Raw genomic sequence first — 18,454 nt, 5'->3', positions numbered from 1 at the left:
GCGCACCCCGGTTCGCCTTTCGTCGGTCTTTGACAGTGCGTCCCATAGACTTACGTCCAATGGGCACCACCCCGCTGCCAGCCGACCATGGGGACCGAGAACAACAAGGCCGCTCCTATATATAGATATATATAGTTCGGCGTAGCGATACGGTCAGTGTCATGAGCAAAAAGGACGCCTACAGTCAGGCGGGCAGAACGGCAGTACTGCAAAACATTCAGGGCACCTTGCAGTTCCTGCAGCGCTTCCCGCCGTTCAACCAGATGGAGCAGAGCCACCTGGCCTTCCTGGTGGAACAATGCCAGCTGCGCTTCTATGCCAGCGGCGAAAGCATCATCAAACCCACGGATGGGCCGGTCGAGCACTTCTACATCGTCAAGCAGGGCCGTGTGGTCGGCGAGCGCCAGCACCTGGTCAAGCCCGGGGTGGAAACCACCTTCGAGATCACCGGCGGCGAGTGTTTCCCGCTGGCGGCGCTGCTCGGCGAGCGGGCGACGCGCACCGAACACCTGGCCGGTGAAGACACCTTCTGCCTGCAGCTGAACAAAGCCGCGTTCATCCGCGTATTCTCGATGTCGGAAGTGTTTCGAGATTTTGCACTGCGCGGGGTCAGCAGCCTGCTCGACCAGGTCAACCAGCAGGTACGCCAACGTGCGGTGGAAACCCTCGGCACCCAGTACTCGCTGAATACCCCGCTGGGCGAACTGGCCATGCGTCACCCGGTGGTCTGCGCGCCGGCTACACCGCTACGCGAGGCGGTGCGGCTGATGCATGAACAGCAGGTCGGCAGCATCGTCGTGGTCGACCCGCAGCGCTACCCGGTGGGCATCTTCACCCTGCGCGACCTGCGCCAGGTGGTGGCCGCCGCCGATGCCGACCTCGGTGCGCCGATCGAACAGCACATGACCGCCAGCCCGTTCTACCTCAACCCCCAGGCCAGCGCCTTCGATGCGGCCATGGCGATGACCGAACGGCATATCGCCCACGTTTGCCTGGTGGACAACCAGCGCCTGTGTGGCGTGGTGTCCGAGCGCGACCTGTTTTCCCTGCAGCGGGTCGACCTGGTGCACCTGGCGCGTACCATCCGCCATGCGCCACGCCTCGATTCGCTGGTGCAGCTGCGCGGCGAGATCGGCCAGCTGGTCGAGCGCATGCTCGCCCACGGCGCCTCTTCGACACAGATCACCCAGATCATCACCCTGCTCAACGACCACACGGTGTGCCGGGTGATCGAGCTGGCCATTGCCGAACGTGGCGACCCCGGCGTGCCGTTCAGCTGGCTGTGCTTCGGCAGCGAAGGGCGCCGCGAACAGACCCTGCACACCGACCAGGACAACGGCATCCTCTTCGAAGCCGCCGACGACGCCGAAGCCGAGGCCATTCGCGCTCGCCTGCTGCCCCTGGCGCAGTACATCAACCAGTGCCTGGCCCAGTGCGGTTTCACCCTGTGCAAGGGCAACGTCATGGCCGGCAACCCCGAGCTGTGCCTGTCCCGTGCGCAGTGGGCACGGCGCTTTGCCGGTTTCGTGCGCGAGGCGAGCCCGGAGAACCTGCTGGGTTCGAGCATCTACTTCGACCTGCGCGTGGTCTGGGGCGATGAACAGGGCTGTGAGCAACTGCGCCGGCAACTGCTGGAGCAGGTGGCGGACAATCGCATCTTCCAGCGCATGCTGGCCGACAACGCTCTGCGCCAGCGCCCGCCGGTGGGCCGCCTGCGCGAGTTCGTGCTGACCCGCCAAGGCAACGACAAGGCCGCCACCCTCGACCTCAAGGTCCAGGGCCTGACCCCCTTCGTCGATGGCGCCCGCCTGCTGGCCCTGGCCAATGGCATTGCTGCCTGCAACACCTTGGAGCGCCTGCGCCAGCTGGTCGACAAAGGGGTCATCGAAGCGCTCGACGGCGCTGCTTACGAAGAGGCCTACCACTTCATCCAGCAAACCCGCATGCAGCAGCACCAGCGCCAGACCCGCGACAACCTGCCGTACTCCAACCGCCTCGATCCGGACAGCCTCAACCATCTGGACCGGCGCATCCTGCGCGAATCCCTGCGCCAGGCCCAGCGCCTGCAGAGCAGCCTGGCCCTGCGGTATCAGTTATGAGCCTGTTCGCCTGGCTGCGCCCCACTGCCCCACTGCTCGACGCGGCCTTGCGCCAACGCCTGGCGCGGCTGCCCAAGGCCAGGCCGCTGGGGGTGTGCTCGTTGCGCGAGCAGCGCTGGGTCGTGCTCGACCTGGAAACCAGCGGCCTGAACCCCAATCGCGACCAGGTATTGTCGATTGGCGCGGTGGCCATCGCGGATGGCGCCATCGATTTCGCCCAGCAGTTCGAACGCACCCTGCACCGCCCTGAGCAAAAAACCAACGCCAGCGTGCTCATCCACGGCCTCGGGCCGAGTGCCCTGGCGGCTGGCTGCGACCCGGCCGAGGCCTTGCTCGACTTGCTCGAATTCATCGGCGACAGCCCGGTGCTGGCGTTCCATGCGCCGTTCGACCAGCGCATGCTTGCCCGCGCCTTGAAAGAGAGCCTGGGCCATCGCTTGCAATTGCCCTTCCTCGATGTGGCGGAACTGGCGCCGATGCTCAACCCCGACACCGTGTTGCGCGAAGCCGGGCTGGACGATTGGGTGGCACGCTTCGGCCTGCAGGTGGACGAGCGTCACCATGCCAGCGCCGATGCGCAGGTCACGGCGGAGCTGGCGTTGATCCTGTTCAGCCAGGCCCGGCGCCAGCAGCTCGACAGCCCGTTGCAGCTCGAGCAGCGGCTGAGGGGATGGCGGCGGCGCAAGGTACAGAGTCAAGGATTCTAGAAATTCAGGACTTGAGGGGTCTCACAGCCCCCATACCCCCAATGATGGCCATCCGATAAGCGCCCATTGCACCCACCCTTCCCCTCTGTAACAATCGCGAATAATTATCGTTAGTTAATGCATTCGTTCCGGGGGGACGCTGCGTGTCTTCTGCCCACAGCCCACACGCCGAACTGGTCGGCTCGCTGTACCGCGACCATCGCGGCTGGCTGCTCGCCTGGCTGCAACGCAGCATGGCCTGCCGCCAGCGTGCCGAAGACCTGAGCCAGGACACCTTCGTGCGCCTGCTGGGCCGCAGCCATCTGGATACCCCGCGCGAACCGCGCGCCTTCCTCGCCGCCGTGGCCAAGGGCCTGATGTTCGACCACTTCCGCCGCGCGGCGCTGGAGCAGGCCTACCTGGCCGAGCTGGCGCTGGTCCCCGAAGCCGAACACCCTTCCCCGGAAACCCAGCACCTGATCCTCGAAGACCTCAAAGCCATCGACCGCCTGCTCGGCAAGCTGTCGAGCAAAGCCCGTGCAGCCTTCCTGCACAACCGCCTGGATGGCATGGGCCACGCCGAAATCGCCGAACGCCTGGGCGTTTCGGTGTCGCGCGTACGCCAGTACATCGCCCAAGGCATGCGCCAGTGCTACGTGGCCCTGTACGGGGAACCGACGTGAACAACACACCAGTTTCGTCGCGGGTGCTGGAAGCTGCCATTGCCTGGAAAATGAGCCTGGACGATGGCAGCGGCACACCTGACGAGCGCAACGAATTCATCCGCTGGCATGCCGCCAGCGAGGAACATGCCCGCGCCTGGCGCCAGCTCGGCGCCCTCGATCAACGCGTCAGCGCCGCTGCCGGCCCGGCTCGCCAGGCCCTGCTGCAATCACGCGTCAGCCTGCGACGGCGGATAGGCAAGGCCGGCAGCGGGCTTGCCGGCCTGTTCCTGCTTGGCGCTCTGCTGACCGGCGTCGGCACACCGTCACTGGCCCCCAGCTACTGGCTCGCTGATCAGCGCACCGCCACCGGTGAACTGCGTACCCTGCGGCTGACCGACGGCACGCTGCTGAGCCTCAATACCCACACTGCGGTGGATATCGACTACGACGGCGAGCAGCGCGTGCTGGTACTGCATCAAGGCGAAATTTCCGTGGAAACCGGCCACGACGACCCACGGCCATTACTGGTGCGTACCGACGATGGCCGCCTGCGCCCGCTGGGCACGCGCTTCCTGGTGCGCCGCGAAGACAACGGCACACGCCTTGAGGTCTTGCAGTCGTCAGTAGGCGCCATGCCACACAACAGCGGCGACGAACAGGTCCTGCACGAAGGCCAGCAAGTGCTGATGAACAGTAACGGCCTCGGCCAGATAAGCCCGGTGCAAGCCGGGGCCGATGCCTGGACCCGCGGCATGCTGGTGGTCGACAACGTGCGCCTGGCAGACCTGCTGAAACAGCTGGGCCACTACCGCAGCGGTCACCTGGGCGTGGCCGATGAAGTGGCCGACCTGCGCGTGACCGGCAGCTTCCCGCTGACCGATACCGACCTGGCCCTGGCTTCGCTGGTGCCGGCGCTGCCGGTGAAGATCGAGCGGCATACGCCGTGGTGGGTGACCGTAGTTCCCAAATAGATTGATTTCGCTCCCATCGTAGCCTTGCCCGCAAAGGGGACGGCGCAGGCGAAAACCAGATTCAAATAATTCTCACTTTTTTTCCGATTTCCCCTGTCACTTTTGAATTCTCGCTCGGCAAGGAAGCAGTTAGCACTTATCCGTCGAGGAACCGCTGCATGTCCCGTGCCGTTGATCGTATCCTGCGTCCCAGCCTGATGGCCCTGGCTATCGCCGTGGCCGCGCCATTGTCCAGCACCGCCCTGTTCGCCGCCGAGCAGGCTGCGCCACGCGCCTACAACCTGCCCGCCGCACCGCTGGCCTCTACGCTGAACCAGATCGCCAGCCAGTCGGGCATCGCCCTGGCCATCGACCCAGCGCTGGTCAGCGGCCGTACCTCGGCCCCGGTCACCGGCCAGTACAATGGCCTCGGTGCCCTGCAGGCAGCCCTGCTTGGCACCGGCCTGCAACTGCAGCAGAGCAGCGTGGGCAGCTACAGCCTGGTCGCCGTGCCGGAGGGTGCCCTGGCCCTGCCGGAAACCACCGTGAATGCCGCCAGCGCGTCGGAAAGCGCCTGGGGCCCGGTCGACGGTTACCTGGCCAAGCGCACTGCCGCGGGCACCAAGACCGACACCGCGCTGGTCGAAGTACCGCGTTCGATCTCCGTGGCAACCCGCCAGCAGATGAGCGACCGCGGTGTGCACAGCCTCGACGACGCCGTGAAATATATGCCGGGCATCGTCTCCGCCAGCTTCGGCAGCGACACCCGTTACGACTGGATGCGCGTGCGCGGCTTCGAGCCGACCCAGTTCCTCGACGGCCTGCCGCTGCCACGCGGCGTGTACGCCAACCCGAAAGCCGAAACCTGGAACCTCGACCGCCTGGCCCTGCTGCGCGGCCCGGCCTCCTCTGTCTACGGCCAGACACCGCCTGGCGGCTTGCTGGACATGGTCAGCCGCCGCCCGCAGGCAGAAAGCGCTCACGAAATCGAACTGCAATACGGCAGCGACAACCACCGCCAGATCAACTTTGCCAGCACCGGCAAGATTGATGACGAAGGCCGTTTTCTATACGGCGTCAGTGGTGTGATTCGCGATGGCGGCACGCAGATCGACCATATCGATGACAAGCGCTACAACATCGCGCCAAGCCTGACCTGGAACATCGACGACGACACTTCGCTGACCCTGCTGACCCAGTTCACTCGCGATGATACCGGCGCCACCAGCCAGTTCCGGCCGATCCAGGGCACCAAGATCGACATGCCGTTCGGCAAGATCTCCCACCACAAGAACCTGGGTGACCCGGACTACGAGTTCTACGACCGCACCTACTACGCGCTGGGTTACGCCTTCGAACACCGCATCAACGATGTCTGGCAGTTCCGTCAGAACCTGCGCTACACCAAGACGGACCTGGCGTTCCAGACCATCACCCCCGGCAGCTATAACGCAACCACGCCTCCGGTGCAGGACGATGGTACCGTCAGCCGCATGTCTACCAACACCGATGAAGACATCAGCCAGTTCGCGGTGGACAACAACTTCCAGGGCGACTTCGCCACTGGCGAGGTGACCCACACCCTGCTGCTGGGCCTGGACCACCAGCGCATCAACACCAACTACCTGTCGATCTTTGGCTTCAACGTGCCGGACAGCAACGTGATCAACCCGATCTACGGGGTGCCAATCACCCGTCCGGACCGCTCCACGGCGTTTTACGACTACGACCAGAAAACCCATCAGACCGGCGTGTACATCCAGGACCAGATGGCCCTCGACAACTGGCGCCTGACCCTGGGCGGCCGTGAAGACTGGGTGCACACCAGCACCAAGTTCCTCAATCAGGGCGACGCCACCAACACCCAGCGCGACAAGAAATTCAGCGGCAACGCGGCCATCAGCTACGTGTTCGACTCGGGCTTCGTGCCGTACCTGTCGTATGCCGAGTCGTTCCAGCCGTCCAGCAATGCTGCCGTGTCCTCATCCGAGTCGTTCAAACCGACCGAAGGCAAGCAGTGGGAACTGGGCGTCAAGTACCAGCCACCGGGCTCCAACACCCTGCTGTCGGCAGCCGTGTATGACCTGACGCAGAAAAACGTTTCGGTCACCAACAACGTCGGCGGTGTGACCGTCACCAGCCAGACCGGCGAAGTGAAAGTCCATGGCCTGGAGCTGGAAGCCGTTTCCGACGTCACCGAAAACCTCAAGCTGACGGCCGCCTACACCCTGGCCAAATCGGAAGTGCAGGACGGCCTGTACAAGGGCAACCGCCTGCAGCTGATGCCCAACCAGCAAGCCTCGCTGTGGGCCGACTACACCTGGCACAGCGGCGTGCTCGACGGCTTCGGCATCGGTGGCGGTGCGCGCTACACCGGCAACACCTACGGCGACCAGGCCAATACCTACCTGGGCAAGGCGAACGCCTACACCGTGTTCGACGCCTCGGTGCACTACGACCTCGGTCGCCTGAGCAGCAGCCTCAAGGGCGCGTCGGTGGCGGTCAACGCGACCAACCTGTTCAACAAGGACTACATCTCCACCTGCGACAGCTTCTACTGCTACTACGGCGACGAGCGCAGTGTCGTGGCCAGTGCTTCCTACAAGTTCTGAGTGATCGGGGGGCTGTTGCGCAGCCCCCACGCTCCAACAGACAAACGTCGGTACCGTGATGAAAAGCCCAACCCTGCGCCGCTGGTCGGTGATCCACACCTGGAGCAGCCTGGTCTGCACCCTGTTCCTGCTGTTGCTGGCACTCACCGGCCTGCCGCTGATCTTCCACCACGAACTCGAACACCTGCTCGGTGACGCACCAGAGTTGCGCGAGATGCCCGCCGGCACCCCGCATCTGGACCTGCAACAGCTTGTGCTGAAAGCTGAGCAGCACCGCCCCGGCGAAGTGGTGCAGTATTTCGGCTTCGACCAAGACGAGCCCGACGGCGTACTCACGATCACCGCGGCCACCGCCGGCACCGAACCCAATTCGTCGCACACCTTCATGCTCGACGCCCGCAGCGGCGAAGCCGTGGCCATGCCCGCCGCCAACGGTGGTTTCATGATGCTCATGCTGCGCTTGCATGTGGACATGTTCGCCGGCCTGCCCGGCAAGTTGTTGCTGGCGTTCATGGGCGTACTGTTCGTCGTTGCGATCATCTCCGGCACCGTGCTGTATGCGCCGTTCATGCGCCGCCTGGAGTTCGCCACCGTACGCCACGACAAATCCTCCCGACTGCGCTGGCTCGACCTGCACAACCTGATCGGCATCGTCACCCTGGCCTGGGCGCTGACCGTCGGCGTCACCGGGGTGATCAGCGCCCTCTCCGACCTCGTCATTGCCGCCTGGCGCAACGACAGCCTGGCCGTCATGGTCGCCCCTTATCGGGATGCCCCGGCACTCACCGAGCGCGCCCCGGCCACGCGACTGCTGGAGATCGCCGGGCGCGCCGCGCCCGGCATGCGCCCGGACTTCATCGCCTTCCCCGGCACTCGCTTCTCCAGCGAACACCATTACGCCGTGTTCATGAAAGGCGCCACGCACCTGACCTCGCACCTGCTGACGCCCGTACTGATCGACGCGCAGACACTCGACGTGACAGCCGTTGGCGAGCGCCCCTGGTACATGGACGCCATGGGCCTGTCGCAGCCGCTGCATTTCGGTGACTACGGCGGGCGACCGATGCAGGTCCTGTGGGCAATCCTCGATGTACTGACGATCATCGTGCTGGCTAGCGGCCTGTACCTGTGGTGGGGCAAGCGCAGCAAGCGCCGGGAGGCACGGCCATGAGCCACACGTCGCAGACCAGTTCGCGCATCTTTGCCTGGCCAGCGCTGATTGCCGCCCTCGGTGCGCTCGGCCTGTTCGCCGCCTTGCTTGGCGACGGCTGGTGGGACGGGCTGTCGTGGCTCGGTCTTGGCCTGCCCGCCTGGCTATCCATGCGTGGCCTGTGGCGCGCCAGTGGTAACTGACTAACACCGCCAGCTCACCACGCCCGCGCAACATGGTCTGCCTCGCTCAAGGAGACGAAGCATGACCACACAGCCCTTGTTCCAGGTGCTGGACGCCCAGCTGGACACCTTGCTGCCACCGCTGCAAGGCATCGAACATGCCCTCGATCAGCACCTCGCCGGGCTCTTTCCAGGGCTCGCCATCAGCGCCCGTACATTAATGTTCGAAGGCCATTCACTGTTTCAGCTGGTGGGCTTTCATCTGTTCGATGGCGGCGCGTTCCGCGTACCCGCAGGCAGTCGGCCACGACATACCGATTATCCGGTCATCAGCCTGCCACTCGATTTCAACCAGCGCATCCACAGCTTCTGCAATGGCCTACGCCAGGGCTTGCACGCGCGCCTGGCCACCTACTGGATGGCGCGTGGTGGCAATGGTTTGAGCCGCGTGGTTCGGCTGGCTTCGTACTTGCGCGACCGGTTCGAGGCAGAAATCCGCGTGCGCATGACCGACCAGACCCTTTCCCCCCAACACGCACAGCTGCTCAGGACCTGCATACAGATGCCTTACCCCTGGCAACGACGGCAATTGCCTACGGACATGCGCCCGCAAATCTATCGAATCCTGCTGAGCAGCACCGCCCCCAACTGGCGTAGTTATCTGCCAGGTTTTCTGGTGCTCACCGAGCGCGGCCTGGAGGGGGGCTTGCTGGAGCCTCACGAAGGTGTTGGCCGAGCGCTGCTGTGCAGCGTGGCCCACGGCATCGAGACCTTCGACAGCCTGACGGCCCTTCATCAGGAAGTCTGCGAGCGCCTGGAAGACCCCCAGCAAAGCGAGCACCTGGTCAGGCTGATGATCGACCCTGCTGAACAACACAATGCCCGCCAAGCCGAACGCTTGCGCTACGACTGGTACACCGACGATCTGGCCGACTACTTCGCTCACGCTATCCGCGACGCGCAGATCAAGCAGCTCAGCCACGCCTGGCAGGCCGCCTGGAATCGCGGGCAGCAGCGTGACATCGGGCAGTTCGACCAGGCATTGGCCAAGGCCCTGGACTGGCGCGGCGCCGTCAGCAGCAAAGGGCCGATGGCCAACCGCTACGGCCTGCTGCTGGAAAAACACTTGCCCAACTGGCTGAGCAAGACCTCGGCGCAAGGTGTCGCGCACATCATGCAGGCCATGCAAGAACAGATAGCCGCCATCGAAGGCGCCAGCGGCCCTGGCATCCTGACACTGGATCAATTCACGCAACGGCACAGCTTGCTGCATTGGGTCAACGAGCGCCTGCGCGAGTACCTGCAACGTGACCCAGGCCTGGATATCGACCCCAAGCATATTTCCGTCAGCGTCACCCTGGCGCGCCAGAAAGGCCCGTTCATCCACCCACAACCCACTGGCAGTACCAGCAGCTACATCCCGATTGCGAGCCGCCCGCAGGTCGGCGACACCATCGAACTGGTGCATCACACCTACCGCCTCGAAGAACTGGCATTGCTGAACATTGCCTGGTTCGACGTGGATTACTGGCTGACGGCGCGCGTATACGTGCATGGCGACCAACCTCTGCCCGCGCTCACGCCTCAGCGGGTAAAGGACATTGTACGGCGACTCAACGCGGGCAACGGCTACCAAGCCTACCTGCGCAGCGAGCTACTCGATTCAGCGCAAGGCCGCTGGCGACAAAAGGCCCATGGACAGCTGATGCGCACGCGCATGCATGCCGAAGCGGTCAAGGCACGCTACGCCGGCCATTTCCTCGATGACGCCAGCGAGCAGGGCTATGGCTGGGCCAGCACGGTCATCCACTCAGCCGACAGCCAAAGCCGGCCACCGTTCGCAGGGCACGCGGTGCACGCACAGCAGTTGCTCATCAATGAAGACACCCTGCAAGGCGTGGTGCTGCTGGTCTCACCACAGGCATCCCGACGCATCGTGGTGTACTGCCCGGACGTCCCGGACCGCCGCTACTGGCGCGAATACAGCGGAACGCGCGCGCTGATCAAGGCGGTGCGCGGCGACCTTCACCTGCAGGCCTATCTGCTCCAGCGCTTGCCGACGACTAGCGGACGCTTGCTGGAAAGGCGCCTGCGCAAGGGTGGGCTCGGAAGTACCGTGAAGGCCCAGACGATAACCGGCAACCTGTTGCAAGCGCTCTACCGTGCGGAGGTCAACGGCCTGATGAGCGAAACGGATACGTCAACGCGCAGCAACCAGGAGTTGCTCGGTGAATTTTCAGTCAATGTCGTCCGGCTTCTGCTGGATATCGTCAGCCTGGTATTGCCGCAGCGCGCAATGATTGCCCTGGCATTTGCCCGCATGTCGATATCGATATGGGATGGTTTCGAAGCCTTCGAACAGGATGATCATGCTGGCGCCCTTCACCATGCCATCGCCGCCCTCGGCCATGGCACCGCAGGGCTCAACGAAATGGCAGGGTCGGGCCTGATGCGCCGAGCCCTGCGCGGGCTGCCCAAACCGCCTCCGGTGCCGCTGCCCAGGCATTACGAGGCCTTGCCTGAGCGGGCCCGGCTGCGCTACCGAATCGATACCCTGCATGGCGAGGCGGTCTATGAGCTACCGTCGGCCAAGCCGGGGCTGAGCCAGTACTATGTGCAAGACAACCTGGGGCGGTTTTTCAATGTCAGCTATGACGGCCGGCGCTGGCGAGCCACCGACCCGGACCAGCCCTTTGCCTTTCTGAAGCTGCCGATCAAACGCAAGCAAGACGGCAGCTGGACAGTGGACTCGCCCGTGCTCTGGTATGACGGGTTGCCCGACATTGCCACACTGCTGGAGCAATGCAGCCTGAGCCCGGCACAGCAAGGCAGCGCGATCGAAAATCAACCAGGCCTCTTCGCAGCGGGCAGCCTGCTGTACCTGCAGCTGGGTAGGCACCAGCTTCCCGTTCGCCAGCACCTGCTCGCCGGCCACTACCATCTGCTGCTGCCTGACACCCTCAGCGGCGCCGTGCCAGCTTCGGCGGTCTTGCAGCAGCAAGGTGGCGCATGGCGCATTCGTGTGCGCCAGCCCGGCCGCAGCAGCGACTGGCTGGCACTGCCTGCGGCCTACTGGGACAGCCGAGGCAGCAGTCGATCCAAGCGCTGATACAAAGCGCTGCCTTTTGGCCAATTGCGCAGCAGCCGCGCCCGGTCACGGGCATAGGCCGGAGCGAAACTGAGCTGGGTGGCATGCTGGCACATCGCGTCGAGGTCGATCAGTGACCACTGGCCGTTGTCCCAGAACAGGTTGTGGCCCTTGAAATCACCGTGGCTGATGCGCTCGCGGATCAACTGCTGCATGAGGTGCACCAGGGCATCGACCTGTTCTTCCGGCACTTCGCCGCTTTCCACGAAGGGAGCGAAGCAGGCGGTCAGGTCCGGGCCGTCGACATACTCGGTGACCAGGTAGGCGCGGCTGCGCAGGCCCATGATGCGCTGTTCCAGCACGGCCAACGGGCGCGGGGTAGCAATGTCGAGGAATTCCAGGCGATGCCCTTCGATCCACGAATGCCAGGCCCGGCTCGGGCGCCAGAAGCGCTTGAACCAGTGCGCGGTGTTCTTGATGTTGTAGCGTTTGAGCACCAGCTGGCGGCCATTCGCCTCGATACGCGCCACGCTGGCGGCACCACCGGTCTTGTACAGGTGGCCCTGGTCGATCAGCGCGTCAGCTTGCTCCAGCACGGGCAGCATGGCGTCTACCTCACTGCGGCGGATCGCACGCAGGCCAGAGAGGCTGCGCTCGACGCTGAACAGGCTGCACTCGCGGCCAGCCTTCTCCAGGTAGTCCTTCTGCCGCCAGCTGCGCACCTTGTCCACCTGCTTCTGCAGCGCTTCCAGTGGCAGCGCGTGCTCGGCGTTAGCCAGCAGGTAGTGCACCAACAGCTCTTCGATGAACGGCTCCAGGCGCTTGGGCAACTGGGCGAAGAACACCCCGAGGTTTTCCAGTACACGCGGGCGCGACAGCTGCTGGCCAGGCGTCTCGGCCTTGATGCCGGCGCCGTCGATCAGGTACAGCTTGCCGCCGTGGCGCAACAGGTTGTCCAGGTGCAGGTCTTCCTGCCACAGGCCTTGCGCATGCATCCGTGCCACGGCGGTGAGGGCTTCGCCCAGGACCAGGTGCTGCTCGTCAGCCAGCACCGGCAGTTTTTCCACCGCAGCCCAGGCATCGGCCAGGCTTTCGGCACCCTCGAGGAATTCGAACAGCAGCCAGCCGCCCTCGCCTTCCTTGAGGCCGTCGGCAAGCAGTTGCGGCGTGGTCAGGCCCTCTTTGGCCAGCAGCTTCACGCCATCCAGCTCACGCTGGAAATGCCGTGCGGCATTGCCGCCGACCAGCAGCTTGGCCAGCACCGGGGTGCCGCGCCAGATGCCGGCGCCGACATAGCGCTGGCCAGGCAACACCCGCAGCAGGCTGAGCAATTGCAGGTCAGCCGTGCCAGCGGCATCGGCCAGGGTGATGCTCAAGGGCAGCGTCGGGCTGCGCCCGGCGTCTTTGAGTTCGGACAAACGCATCAGCGGGCCTCTTTTTCACGACGGCGTTGCGTCAGGCGTTGCAACCAGGTGCCGACCAGCGCGCCGTCGGCAGGCTGCTGCAGGTAGGCGGCCAGCAACTGGCGCACGTCCGCCTCGCTCCAGGCGCCGGCACGGCGCAGCAGCGGCTCCAGGTCGCGCAAGCGGTCGCGCGCGCCGAACAGCAGCGGCCGGGTCTTTTCCAGGTCGATCAGCTGCGCTTCCCAGCCTTCGCGGCGTTGGCGCAGGAAGATGTGCTTGGGATAGAAACAGCCGTGCACCAGGCCTGCACTGTGCAGGGTGCGCGCCAGCTGGCCGCAGGCCTTGAGGATGCCCGCCCGGGCATCATCGGCAAGCTGTGGCCACTGAGCCAGCAGGCCTTCGAGGTCGCTCCAATCGTCCAGCGCACGGGTCATCAGGATCGCCCGGTGCTGGCCGTTCTGCTTGCGCTCGCCATAGAACACGGCCTGCAAGGCCGGGATGTGCAGCTTCTGGTAGCGGCTGATGTTGCGGAACTCGCGGGCGAAGGTCGGTTCGCCAAACGGCCGGTGCAAGCTGCGGGTCAGGTAATCGCTCTGGCGCTTGAGGTAATAGCCTTTACCTTCGAGCTCCAGGCGGTAGACGCTGCTCCAGCCGCCACGGCCGGTGTTGGGTTCGTCCACGGCGTCGAGTTGCAGCGCCCACAGCGCCTCGAAATCGTTCAAGCCATGGCGTTTGAGCAGCGCGAGGTCCGCGCTGGCCAGGTAATCGGTCATTCCCTTCCCTCGAAGAAGCTCAGCACCTGGCGAATGCGCCGCTTGTCGCGCACATTCAGGCGCTGACGCCCACGGTACTGCAGGTAGAAACGCAGGCGCTGGGTCGCCGACAGGTGATATTTGGCCACCTTGTCCAGGCATGCCAGGTCTTTGATCATGCGGTGGCGCCACATGAAGCCGCGCCAGAAGTCGCCGGTCGGGCAGTCGATGAAGAACAGCGTGCCCAGGTCGTCGACCAGCAGGTTGCGCCATTTCAGGTCGTTGTGGGCAAAACGGTGCTCATGCATCACCCGGGTATGGCGCGCCAGCTGACGGCTCAGCTTGTCGACCCAGACCCGGTCAGCCAGGCGTGGGTCGTTGCGCTCGGCCAAGGCCGAGAGGTCTTCGGTACGCGGCAGTTCGCGGGTGATCATCGCGCCACGGCCAAAGGCCAGGCCCTTTCGTTCCAGGCCCCAGGCCACCACCTCGGCAGTGGGAATCTCCCACTTGGCGAACTGCTTGAGGTTCTGCCATTCGGCCTTGATGCGTGGCCGGCCCAGGTAACGGCGCATGTGCTTGCCGGCGCCGGTGTAACGCTTGACGTAGTAGTTGACCCCGTCACGCTCGATGCGGATGACTTCGCTGAGCGGGTCACGCGTGAGGTGTTCGCCCTTGAGGGCAAAGACCGCATCGAGGCTGCCGAAGTCCGACGCCAGATGTTCGTAGCCTGGCGCCAGTGTCCAACCCGCCATCAGAGTGCATCCCCATAGCGTTGCTTGCGATCGTAGAGCTTCTGCGCCTTGCGTTCGAGCCAGGCGAGCAGCGCGGCCTCTTCGGCCAGAACCTGGCGCAACGGGCGCTGGAAATAACCACGCAGGAAGCGCAGCTTGTCGCGCCGGGTCAGGCCGATGTCCAGCGCCGAGAAGTACAGCGCGGCCAGGTCCTTGTCGCGCCAGCGGCGGCTGATTTTCGCCCGGGTCTGGGCGCGGTGCAGGTCGATGACCGACAGTTTGAAGTCTTCCGGCGTCACTGGCCGGTCGGTGTGCAGCAGGAAGTGGCAGATGTAGCAGTCGCGGTGGTTGACCCCGGCACGGTGCATGCCGCCGGTCATCTTCGCCACTTCAGCGATCAGCGCACGCTTCAGGCGCGGCTCGGGCGGGTTCTTGACCCAGTCGATGCTGAAGTCTTCCAGGCTGATGGTCGGCGCCAGCTCTTCGGTGACGATGAACGAATGCTGGCTGGCCGGGTTGCTGCCACGCTCGCCATAGGCGACCGCGGTCATGGTCGGCACACCCACTTCATGCAGGCGCTGGATGGCCTGCCATTCCTGGCCGGCACCGAGCACCGGCAGCTTGGCGGTGAACAGGTTCTTGAAGATCTCGCCCCAGCCGATGCCGCGGTGAATCTTCACGAAGAAACCTTCGCCCTCGACCTCGGTACGCAGCGTGCGACGGCCTTCCAGCTCGCGATAGACCTCGCCTTGCAGCGCTTCCACGGCATCGAAGGCATCACGCCCGGCCCACAGGCGCTTGAAGGGTTCGGCCAATATCAGCTTCATGCGTTCTCCTGCCCCAGGATCACATCGGCAGCATGCTGCGGCATGCTGTACAGGTCGGCGCTGTCGGCAAAGGCCAGGCCGTTGCGCGACCAGTCGGCGCGGGCCTGCCCGTCTTCGAGCATGCGCTGCAGGTAAGCATTGAGCTGCTCCTGCTCGAACGGCTCGTCCAGCACCAGGCCGCTGTCGGCCTCGGCGATGTAGTGGGCGTAGCCGCAGACCTTGGACACCAGCACCGGCAGGCCGGCCACCAGTGCTTCGAGCAGCACCGTGCCGGTGTTCTCGTTGTACGCCGGGTGAATCAGCAGGTCGGCGCCCAGCAGGAAGCGCGGGATGTCGCTGCGGCCCTTGAGGAACTGCACCTGCTCGCCCAGGCCCAGGGTGGCGCTCTGCAGCTGGAACACCTTGGGGTCGTCCTGGCCGATCACCATCAGCCTGGTGCGCTTGCGCAGCGCCGAAGGCAGCGCGGCCAAGGCCTTGAGGCTGCGGTCGACGCCCTTGGTCTTGAAGCCCGAACCGATCTGCACCAGCAGCAGGTCGTCATCGCCCAGGTTGAATTCCTTGCGGAACTCGGCGCGGATCTCGGCGGCATTGGCCGGCGCGCGGCGGTCCTGGGAAATGCCTGGCGGCAGCAGGTGGAAGCGTTCCACCGGAGTGCCGTAGTGCTTGATGAACAGCGGCTGCTGCACTTCGGAAATCATCAGGACTTCGGTGCGCGCGTCCTTGGCGAACACGGCGCGCTCATACTCGGCAAAATGCCGGTAGCGGCCCCAACGGCGGTACAGGCCGCCGCGCAGGGTCTGCGCCTTGTCCTCGAAGCAGCCGTCGGCGGCGTAGTACACGTCCAGCCCCGGCATCTTGTTGAAGCCGATCAGGCGGTCGACCGGGCGCTTGGCCAGGTCCGCTTCCATCCAGGCGCTGAGCTTCTCGTTGCGCCGGTGGTTGAAGATCGCCTTGACCGGCGCCACCAGCACCTCGAAGCCCGGCGGAATGTCACCCTCCCAGATCAGCGTGTACACGCGGATCTGGTGGCCCCGCTTCTGGCATTCCAGGGCAATGCGCATGAAGTCGCGCTGCAGGCCGCCGAAGGGGAAATATTTGTAAAGCACGAAAGCCAGTTGCATCAACGAACATCCTCAGCCAGCAGCAGCGCGCTCAGGCGGCTCGCTACATGCTCGGGATTCAGGCGAGTGAAGCACAGTGGCCACTCGCGTTTCAGATCGAACCGGCGCCGGTCGTCAGCGCTCGGTTTATAGGTGCATTTCTTCTGCAGGCACGGCGCGCAAGGGAAATCGCTGGCCTGGTGAACCTGCACGCGGCCATAGGCGCCGGTCAGGCCCGGGTTGGTCGGGCCGAACAGCGAAATGGTCGGCACATCCAGCGCTGCGGCCAGGTGGCCGAGGCCGGTATCCACCGCCACACAGGCCTTGGCCGCCGCCAACACGCGGGCGACGCCGACAAGGTTCAATTTGGGGAGCACCTGGCAGTTGTTCAAGCCCAGGGCGATGCGCTCGGCGCGGGCCTTCTCGGCCGGGTTGCCCCACGGCAGGCGCACCTGCAGCTTGCGCCGGCCCAGGCGCTCGGCCAGTTCGCGCCAGTAGGCTTCGGGCCAGTGCTTGGTCGCCCAGGTCGTGCCGTGCAGGAACACCACATAGGGCGCAGCCGGCGGCAGTTGCAGGCGGTCGAGGTCGAGGCCGTAGTGACCGATGCCTTCCGGCAGGTCATAGGCCAGGGCCATGGCGAACAGTTGTCGCACTCGCTCCACGGCATGCTGGCCAACGGCGACCGACAGCGGCCGGTCATAGAAACGGCTGGCCCAGCCTTCACGGGCCGAGTAGCGGTCCAGCCCAGCGACCGGGGCCTTGACGTAGCGGGTCAGCCAAGCCGACTTGACCAGGCCCTGGGCATCGATCACCAGGTCATACTTGCGCTCGCGAACGCGCTGCTTGAACGCCTTCCACTCGCCACTCTTGATCGTCTGCCAGATGTTCTTGCGCCAGCGGCGGATCGCCACCGGGATGACCTGGTCGACCGCCGGGTGCCAGCTGGGGATCTCGGCGAAGCCTTCTTCCACCACCCAGTCAAAACGGATGCCCGGGATGGCATGGGCGGCGTCGGTCAGCGCCGGCAGGGTGTGGATCACATCACCCAGCGACGAGGTCTTGATGATCAGTACCCGCACTTAGTCGACCTCGGCCACGGTATCGATCAGGTTCGGACCACCCAGGCTGTGCAGGGCGGCGATGACTTTGCCAGGTTCCAGCAGGCGCAGGCAGTTGTAGTGGCCGAAGCGGCAGGTGCGGTCGAAGCACGGGCTGCACTCGATGCCGGTGCGCACCACTTCCACCTGTTCGGCCAACGGCGGCGTGAAGCCTGGCGAGGTGGAACCGTACACCGCGACCAGCGGGCGGTTCAGTGCGGCGGCCACGTGCATCAGACCGGAGTCGTTGGACACCACGGCATCGGCGCAGGACATCAGGTCGATGGCCTCGGCCAGCGAGGTTTCGCCCGCCAGGTTGTACGACTCTTCACGAAGGCCCGGGATCAGGCGGTCGCGGATCTGCTCACCGACCGGGTGATCGTTCTTCGAGCCGAACAGCCACACCTGCCAGCCCTGGCGGATCATGGCGTCAGCCACTTCTGCGTAATGCTCGGCCGGCCAGCGCTTGGCCTCGCCGAACTCGGCGCCAGGGCACAGCGCCAGCACCGGGCGGTCCAGCGCCAGGCCGAACTTGGCCATTGCGGCTTCACGGCTCTGCGCTTCGATCTGCAGGTTCGGCCGTGGATACGGCTGCGGCAGCTCGGCACCGGGCGCGTAGGCCAGGGCCATGAAGCGCTCGATCATCAACGGGTAGCGGGCCTTGTCCAGCTTGCGCACGTCGTTGAGCAGGCCGAAACGCATTTCGCCGCGCCAACCGGTGCGCTTGGGGATGCCGGCAAAGAACGGCACCAACGCCGACTTCAGCGAGTTGGGCAGCAGGATGGCCTGGTCGTACTGGCCGGCCAGGGACTTGCCGATGCGCCGACGCGTGGCCAGCTCCAGCGCGCCGTGGCCAAGCGGGAAGCTCAAGGCCTGGCGCACTTCGGGCATGCGTTCGAGGATCGGCCGGCTCCACTCGGGCGCCAGCACGTCGATCACGCAGTCGGGGTGCTGCTGTTTCAGGCACTGGAACAGGGTCTGCGCCATCACCATGTCGCCGACCCAGCTGGGGCCAATGATCAGTATTCTCATGCTTAGTCCAGAAACGCTCGGGGAGGCTACAGGCTGCATACAGCCTGGCCTCCCCTCTTTATATTCAGGCTATGTGGCGG

The 18,454-nt window shown here is 64.9% G+C and carries 15 protein-coding genes; 8 read left to right on the top strand and 7 right to left on the bottom strand.

Annotation, left to right across the window (positions count from 1 at the left end; all coding sequences use genetic code 11):
* The first annotated feature begins 161 nt into the window (after positions 1-161).
* From ABE528_RS25380 to ABE528_RS25345, 8 genes are all read left to right on the top strand, one after another.
* On the top strand, positions 162-2,099 hold the full coding sequence (locus ABE528_RS25380; protein ID WP_346654405.1) for a putative nucleotidyltransferase substrate binding domain-containing protein: 1,938 nt from the start codon (positions 162-164) through the stop codon (positions 2,097-2,099).
* The gene (locus ABE528_RS25375) at positions 2,096-2,806 is read left to right on the top strand and encodes a 3'-5' exonuclease (protein WP_152957956.1); all 711 of its coding nucleotides are present in this window, start codon (positions 2,096-2,098) and stop codon (positions 2,804-2,806) included. The genes ABE528_RS25380 and ABE528_RS25375 overlap by 4 nt, the downstream gene beginning before the upstream one ends.
* 143 nt (positions 2,807-2,949) lie before the next feature.
* Positions 2,950-3,468 (top strand): RNA polymerase sigma factor, encoded by a 519-nt coding sequence (locus ABE528_RS25370; protein ID WP_346654404.1) that lies wholly within the window; start codon positions 2,950-2,952, stop codon positions 3,466-3,468.
* Positions 3,465-4,421: a FecR family protein gene (locus tag ABE528_RS25365; protein WP_346654403.1), complete on the top strand. Its 957-nt coding sequence runs from the start codon at positions 3,465-3,467 to the stop codon at positions 4,419-4,421. Before ABE528_RS25370 ends, ABE528_RS25365 begins: the two co-directional genes overlap by 4 nt.
* Before the next feature lie 158 nt (positions 4,422-4,579).
* The gene (locus ABE528_RS25360; protein WP_346654402.1) at positions 4,580-7,012 is read left to right on the top strand and encodes a TonB-dependent siderophore receptor; all 2,433 of its coding nucleotides are present in this window, start codon (positions 4,580-4,582) and stop codon (positions 7,010-7,012) included.
* A gap of 58 nt (positions 7,013-7,070) precedes the next feature.
* Positions 7,071-8,183, top strand: a complete 1,113-nt coding sequence (locus tag ABE528_RS25355; protein WP_346654401.1) for a PepSY-associated TM helix domain-containing protein — start codon at positions 7,071-7,073, stop codon at positions 8,181-8,183.
* Positions 8,180-8,365, top strand: a complete 186-nt coding sequence (locus ABE528_RS25350; RefSeq protein ID WP_152957953.1) for a hypothetical protein — start codon at positions 8,180-8,182, stop codon at positions 8,363-8,365. Before ABE528_RS25355 ends, ABE528_RS25350 begins: the two co-directional genes overlap by 4 nt.
* A 61-nt stretch (positions 8,366-8,426) precedes the next feature.
* Positions 8,427-11,453, top strand: a complete 3,027-nt coding sequence (locus ABE528_RS25345; protein ID WP_346654400.1) for a DUF6543 domain-containing protein — start codon at positions 8,427-8,429, stop codon at positions 11,451-11,453.
* On the opposite strand, the gene ABE528_RS25340 is transcribed toward ABE528_RS25345, so the two are convergent.
* The 7 genes from ABE528_RS25340 to waaF are packed head-to-tail and all read right to left on the bottom strand — an operon-like array spanning position 11,414 to position 18,374.
* A complete protein-coding gene (locus ABE528_RS25340; protein ID WP_346654399.1) occupies positions 11,414-12,856 on the bottom strand; it encodes a lipopolysaccharide kinase InaA family protein in 1,443 nt (480 codons plus the stop codon). The genes ABE528_RS25345 and ABE528_RS25340 overlap by 40 nt on opposite strands.
* Positions 12,856-13,608, bottom strand: a complete 753-nt coding sequence (locus ABE528_RS25335) for a lipopolysaccharide kinase InaA family protein (RefSeq protein ID WP_152957950.1) — start codon at positions 13,606-13,608, stop codon at positions 12,856-12,858. Before ABE528_RS25335 ends, ABE528_RS25340 begins: the two co-directional genes overlap by 1 nt.
* A complete protein-coding gene (locus ABE528_RS25330) occupies positions 13,605-14,339 on the bottom strand; it encodes a lipopolysaccharide kinase InaA family protein (RefSeq protein WP_152957949.1) in 735 nt (244 codons plus the stop codon). The genes ABE528_RS25335 and ABE528_RS25330 overlap by 4 nt, the downstream gene beginning before the upstream one ends.
* Positions 14,339-15,145, bottom strand: coding sequence for a lipopolysaccharide core heptose(I) kinase RfaP (gene rfaP / locus ABE528_RS25325; RefSeq protein ID WP_152957948.1), 807 nt, complete (start codon positions 15,143-15,145; stop codon positions 14,339-14,341). The genes ABE528_RS25330 and rfaP overlap by 1 nt, the downstream gene beginning before the upstream one ends.
* Entirely contained in the window at positions 15,142-16,266 is a 1,125-nt protein-coding gene (locus ABE528_RS25320) for a glycosyltransferase family 4 protein (protein ID WP_152957947.1), read from the bottom strand. Before ABE528_RS25320 ends, rfaP begins: the two co-directional genes overlap by 4 nt.
* On the bottom strand, positions 16,266-17,324 hold the full coding sequence (gene waaC, locus ABE528_RS25315; protein ID WP_346654398.1) for a lipopolysaccharide heptosyltransferase I: 1,059 nt from the start codon (positions 17,322-17,324) through the stop codon (positions 16,266-16,268). The genes ABE528_RS25320 and waaC overlap by 1 nt, the downstream gene beginning before the upstream one ends.
* Positions 17,325-18,374: a lipopolysaccharide heptosyltransferase II gene (waaF, locus tag ABE528_RS25310; RefSeq protein WP_346654397.1), complete on the bottom strand. Its 1,050-nt coding sequence runs from the start codon at positions 18,372-18,374 to the stop codon at positions 17,325-17,327.
* Positions 18,375-18,454 lie beyond the last annotated feature (80 nt).

This window comes from Pseudomonas sp. TWI628 (assembly GCF_039673865.1).
Classification (GTDB): Bacteria; Pseudomonadota; Gammaproteobacteria; order Pseudomonadales; family Pseudomonadaceae; genus Aquipseudomonas.
The sequence above is the reverse complement of the archived record's forward strand: the minus strand, read 5'-3'. Positions and strand labels throughout refer to the sequence as shown.

Coding starts and splice junctions, on each gene's coding strand:
- ABE528_RS25355 (WP_346654401.1), top strand. CDS start 7,071: ATGAAAAGCCCAACCCTGCGCCGCTGGTCGGTGATCCACACCTGGAGC.
- waaF (WP_346654397.1), bottom strand. CDS start 18,374: ATGAGAATACTGATCATTGGCCCCAGCTGGGTCGGCGACATGGTGATG.
- ABE528_RS25320 (WP_152957947.1), bottom strand. CDS start 16,266: ATGCAACTGGCTTTCGTGCTTTACAAATATTTCCCCTTCGGCGGCCTG.
- ABE528_RS25330 (WP_152957949.1), bottom strand. CDS start 14,339: ATGGCGGGTTGGACACTGGCGCCAGGCTACGAACATCTGGCGTCGGAC.
- ABE528_RS25335 (WP_152957950.1), bottom strand. CDS start 13,608: ATGACCGATTACCTGGCCAGCGCGGACCTCGCGCTGCTCAAACGCCAT.
- ABE528_RS25350 (WP_152957953.1), top strand. CDS start 8,180: ATGAGCCACACGTCGCAGACCAGTTCGCGCATCTTTGCCTGGCCAGCG.
- ABE528_RS25380 (WP_346654405.1), top strand. CDS start 162: ATGAGCAAAAAGGACGCCTACAGTCAGGCGGGCAGAACGGCAGTACTG.
- ABE528_RS25345 (WP_346654400.1), top strand. CDS start 8,427: ATGACCACACAGCCCTTGTTCCAGGTGCTGGACGCCCAGCTGGACACC.
- ABE528_RS25360 (WP_346654402.1), top strand. CDS start 4,580: ATGTCCCGTGCCGTTGATCGTATCCTGCGTCCCAGCCTGATGGCCCTG.
- rfaP (WP_152957948.1), bottom strand. CDS start 15,145: ATGAAGCTGATATTGGCCGAACCCTTCAAGCGCCTGTGGGCCGGGCGT.
- ABE528_RS25375 (WP_152957956.1), top strand. CDS start 2,096: ATGAGCCTGTTCGCCTGGCTGCGCCCCACTGCCCCACTGCTCGACGCG.
- ABE528_RS25340 (WP_346654399.1), bottom strand. CDS start 12,856: ATGCGTTTGTCCGAACTCAAAGACGCCGGGCGCAGCCCGACGCTGCCC.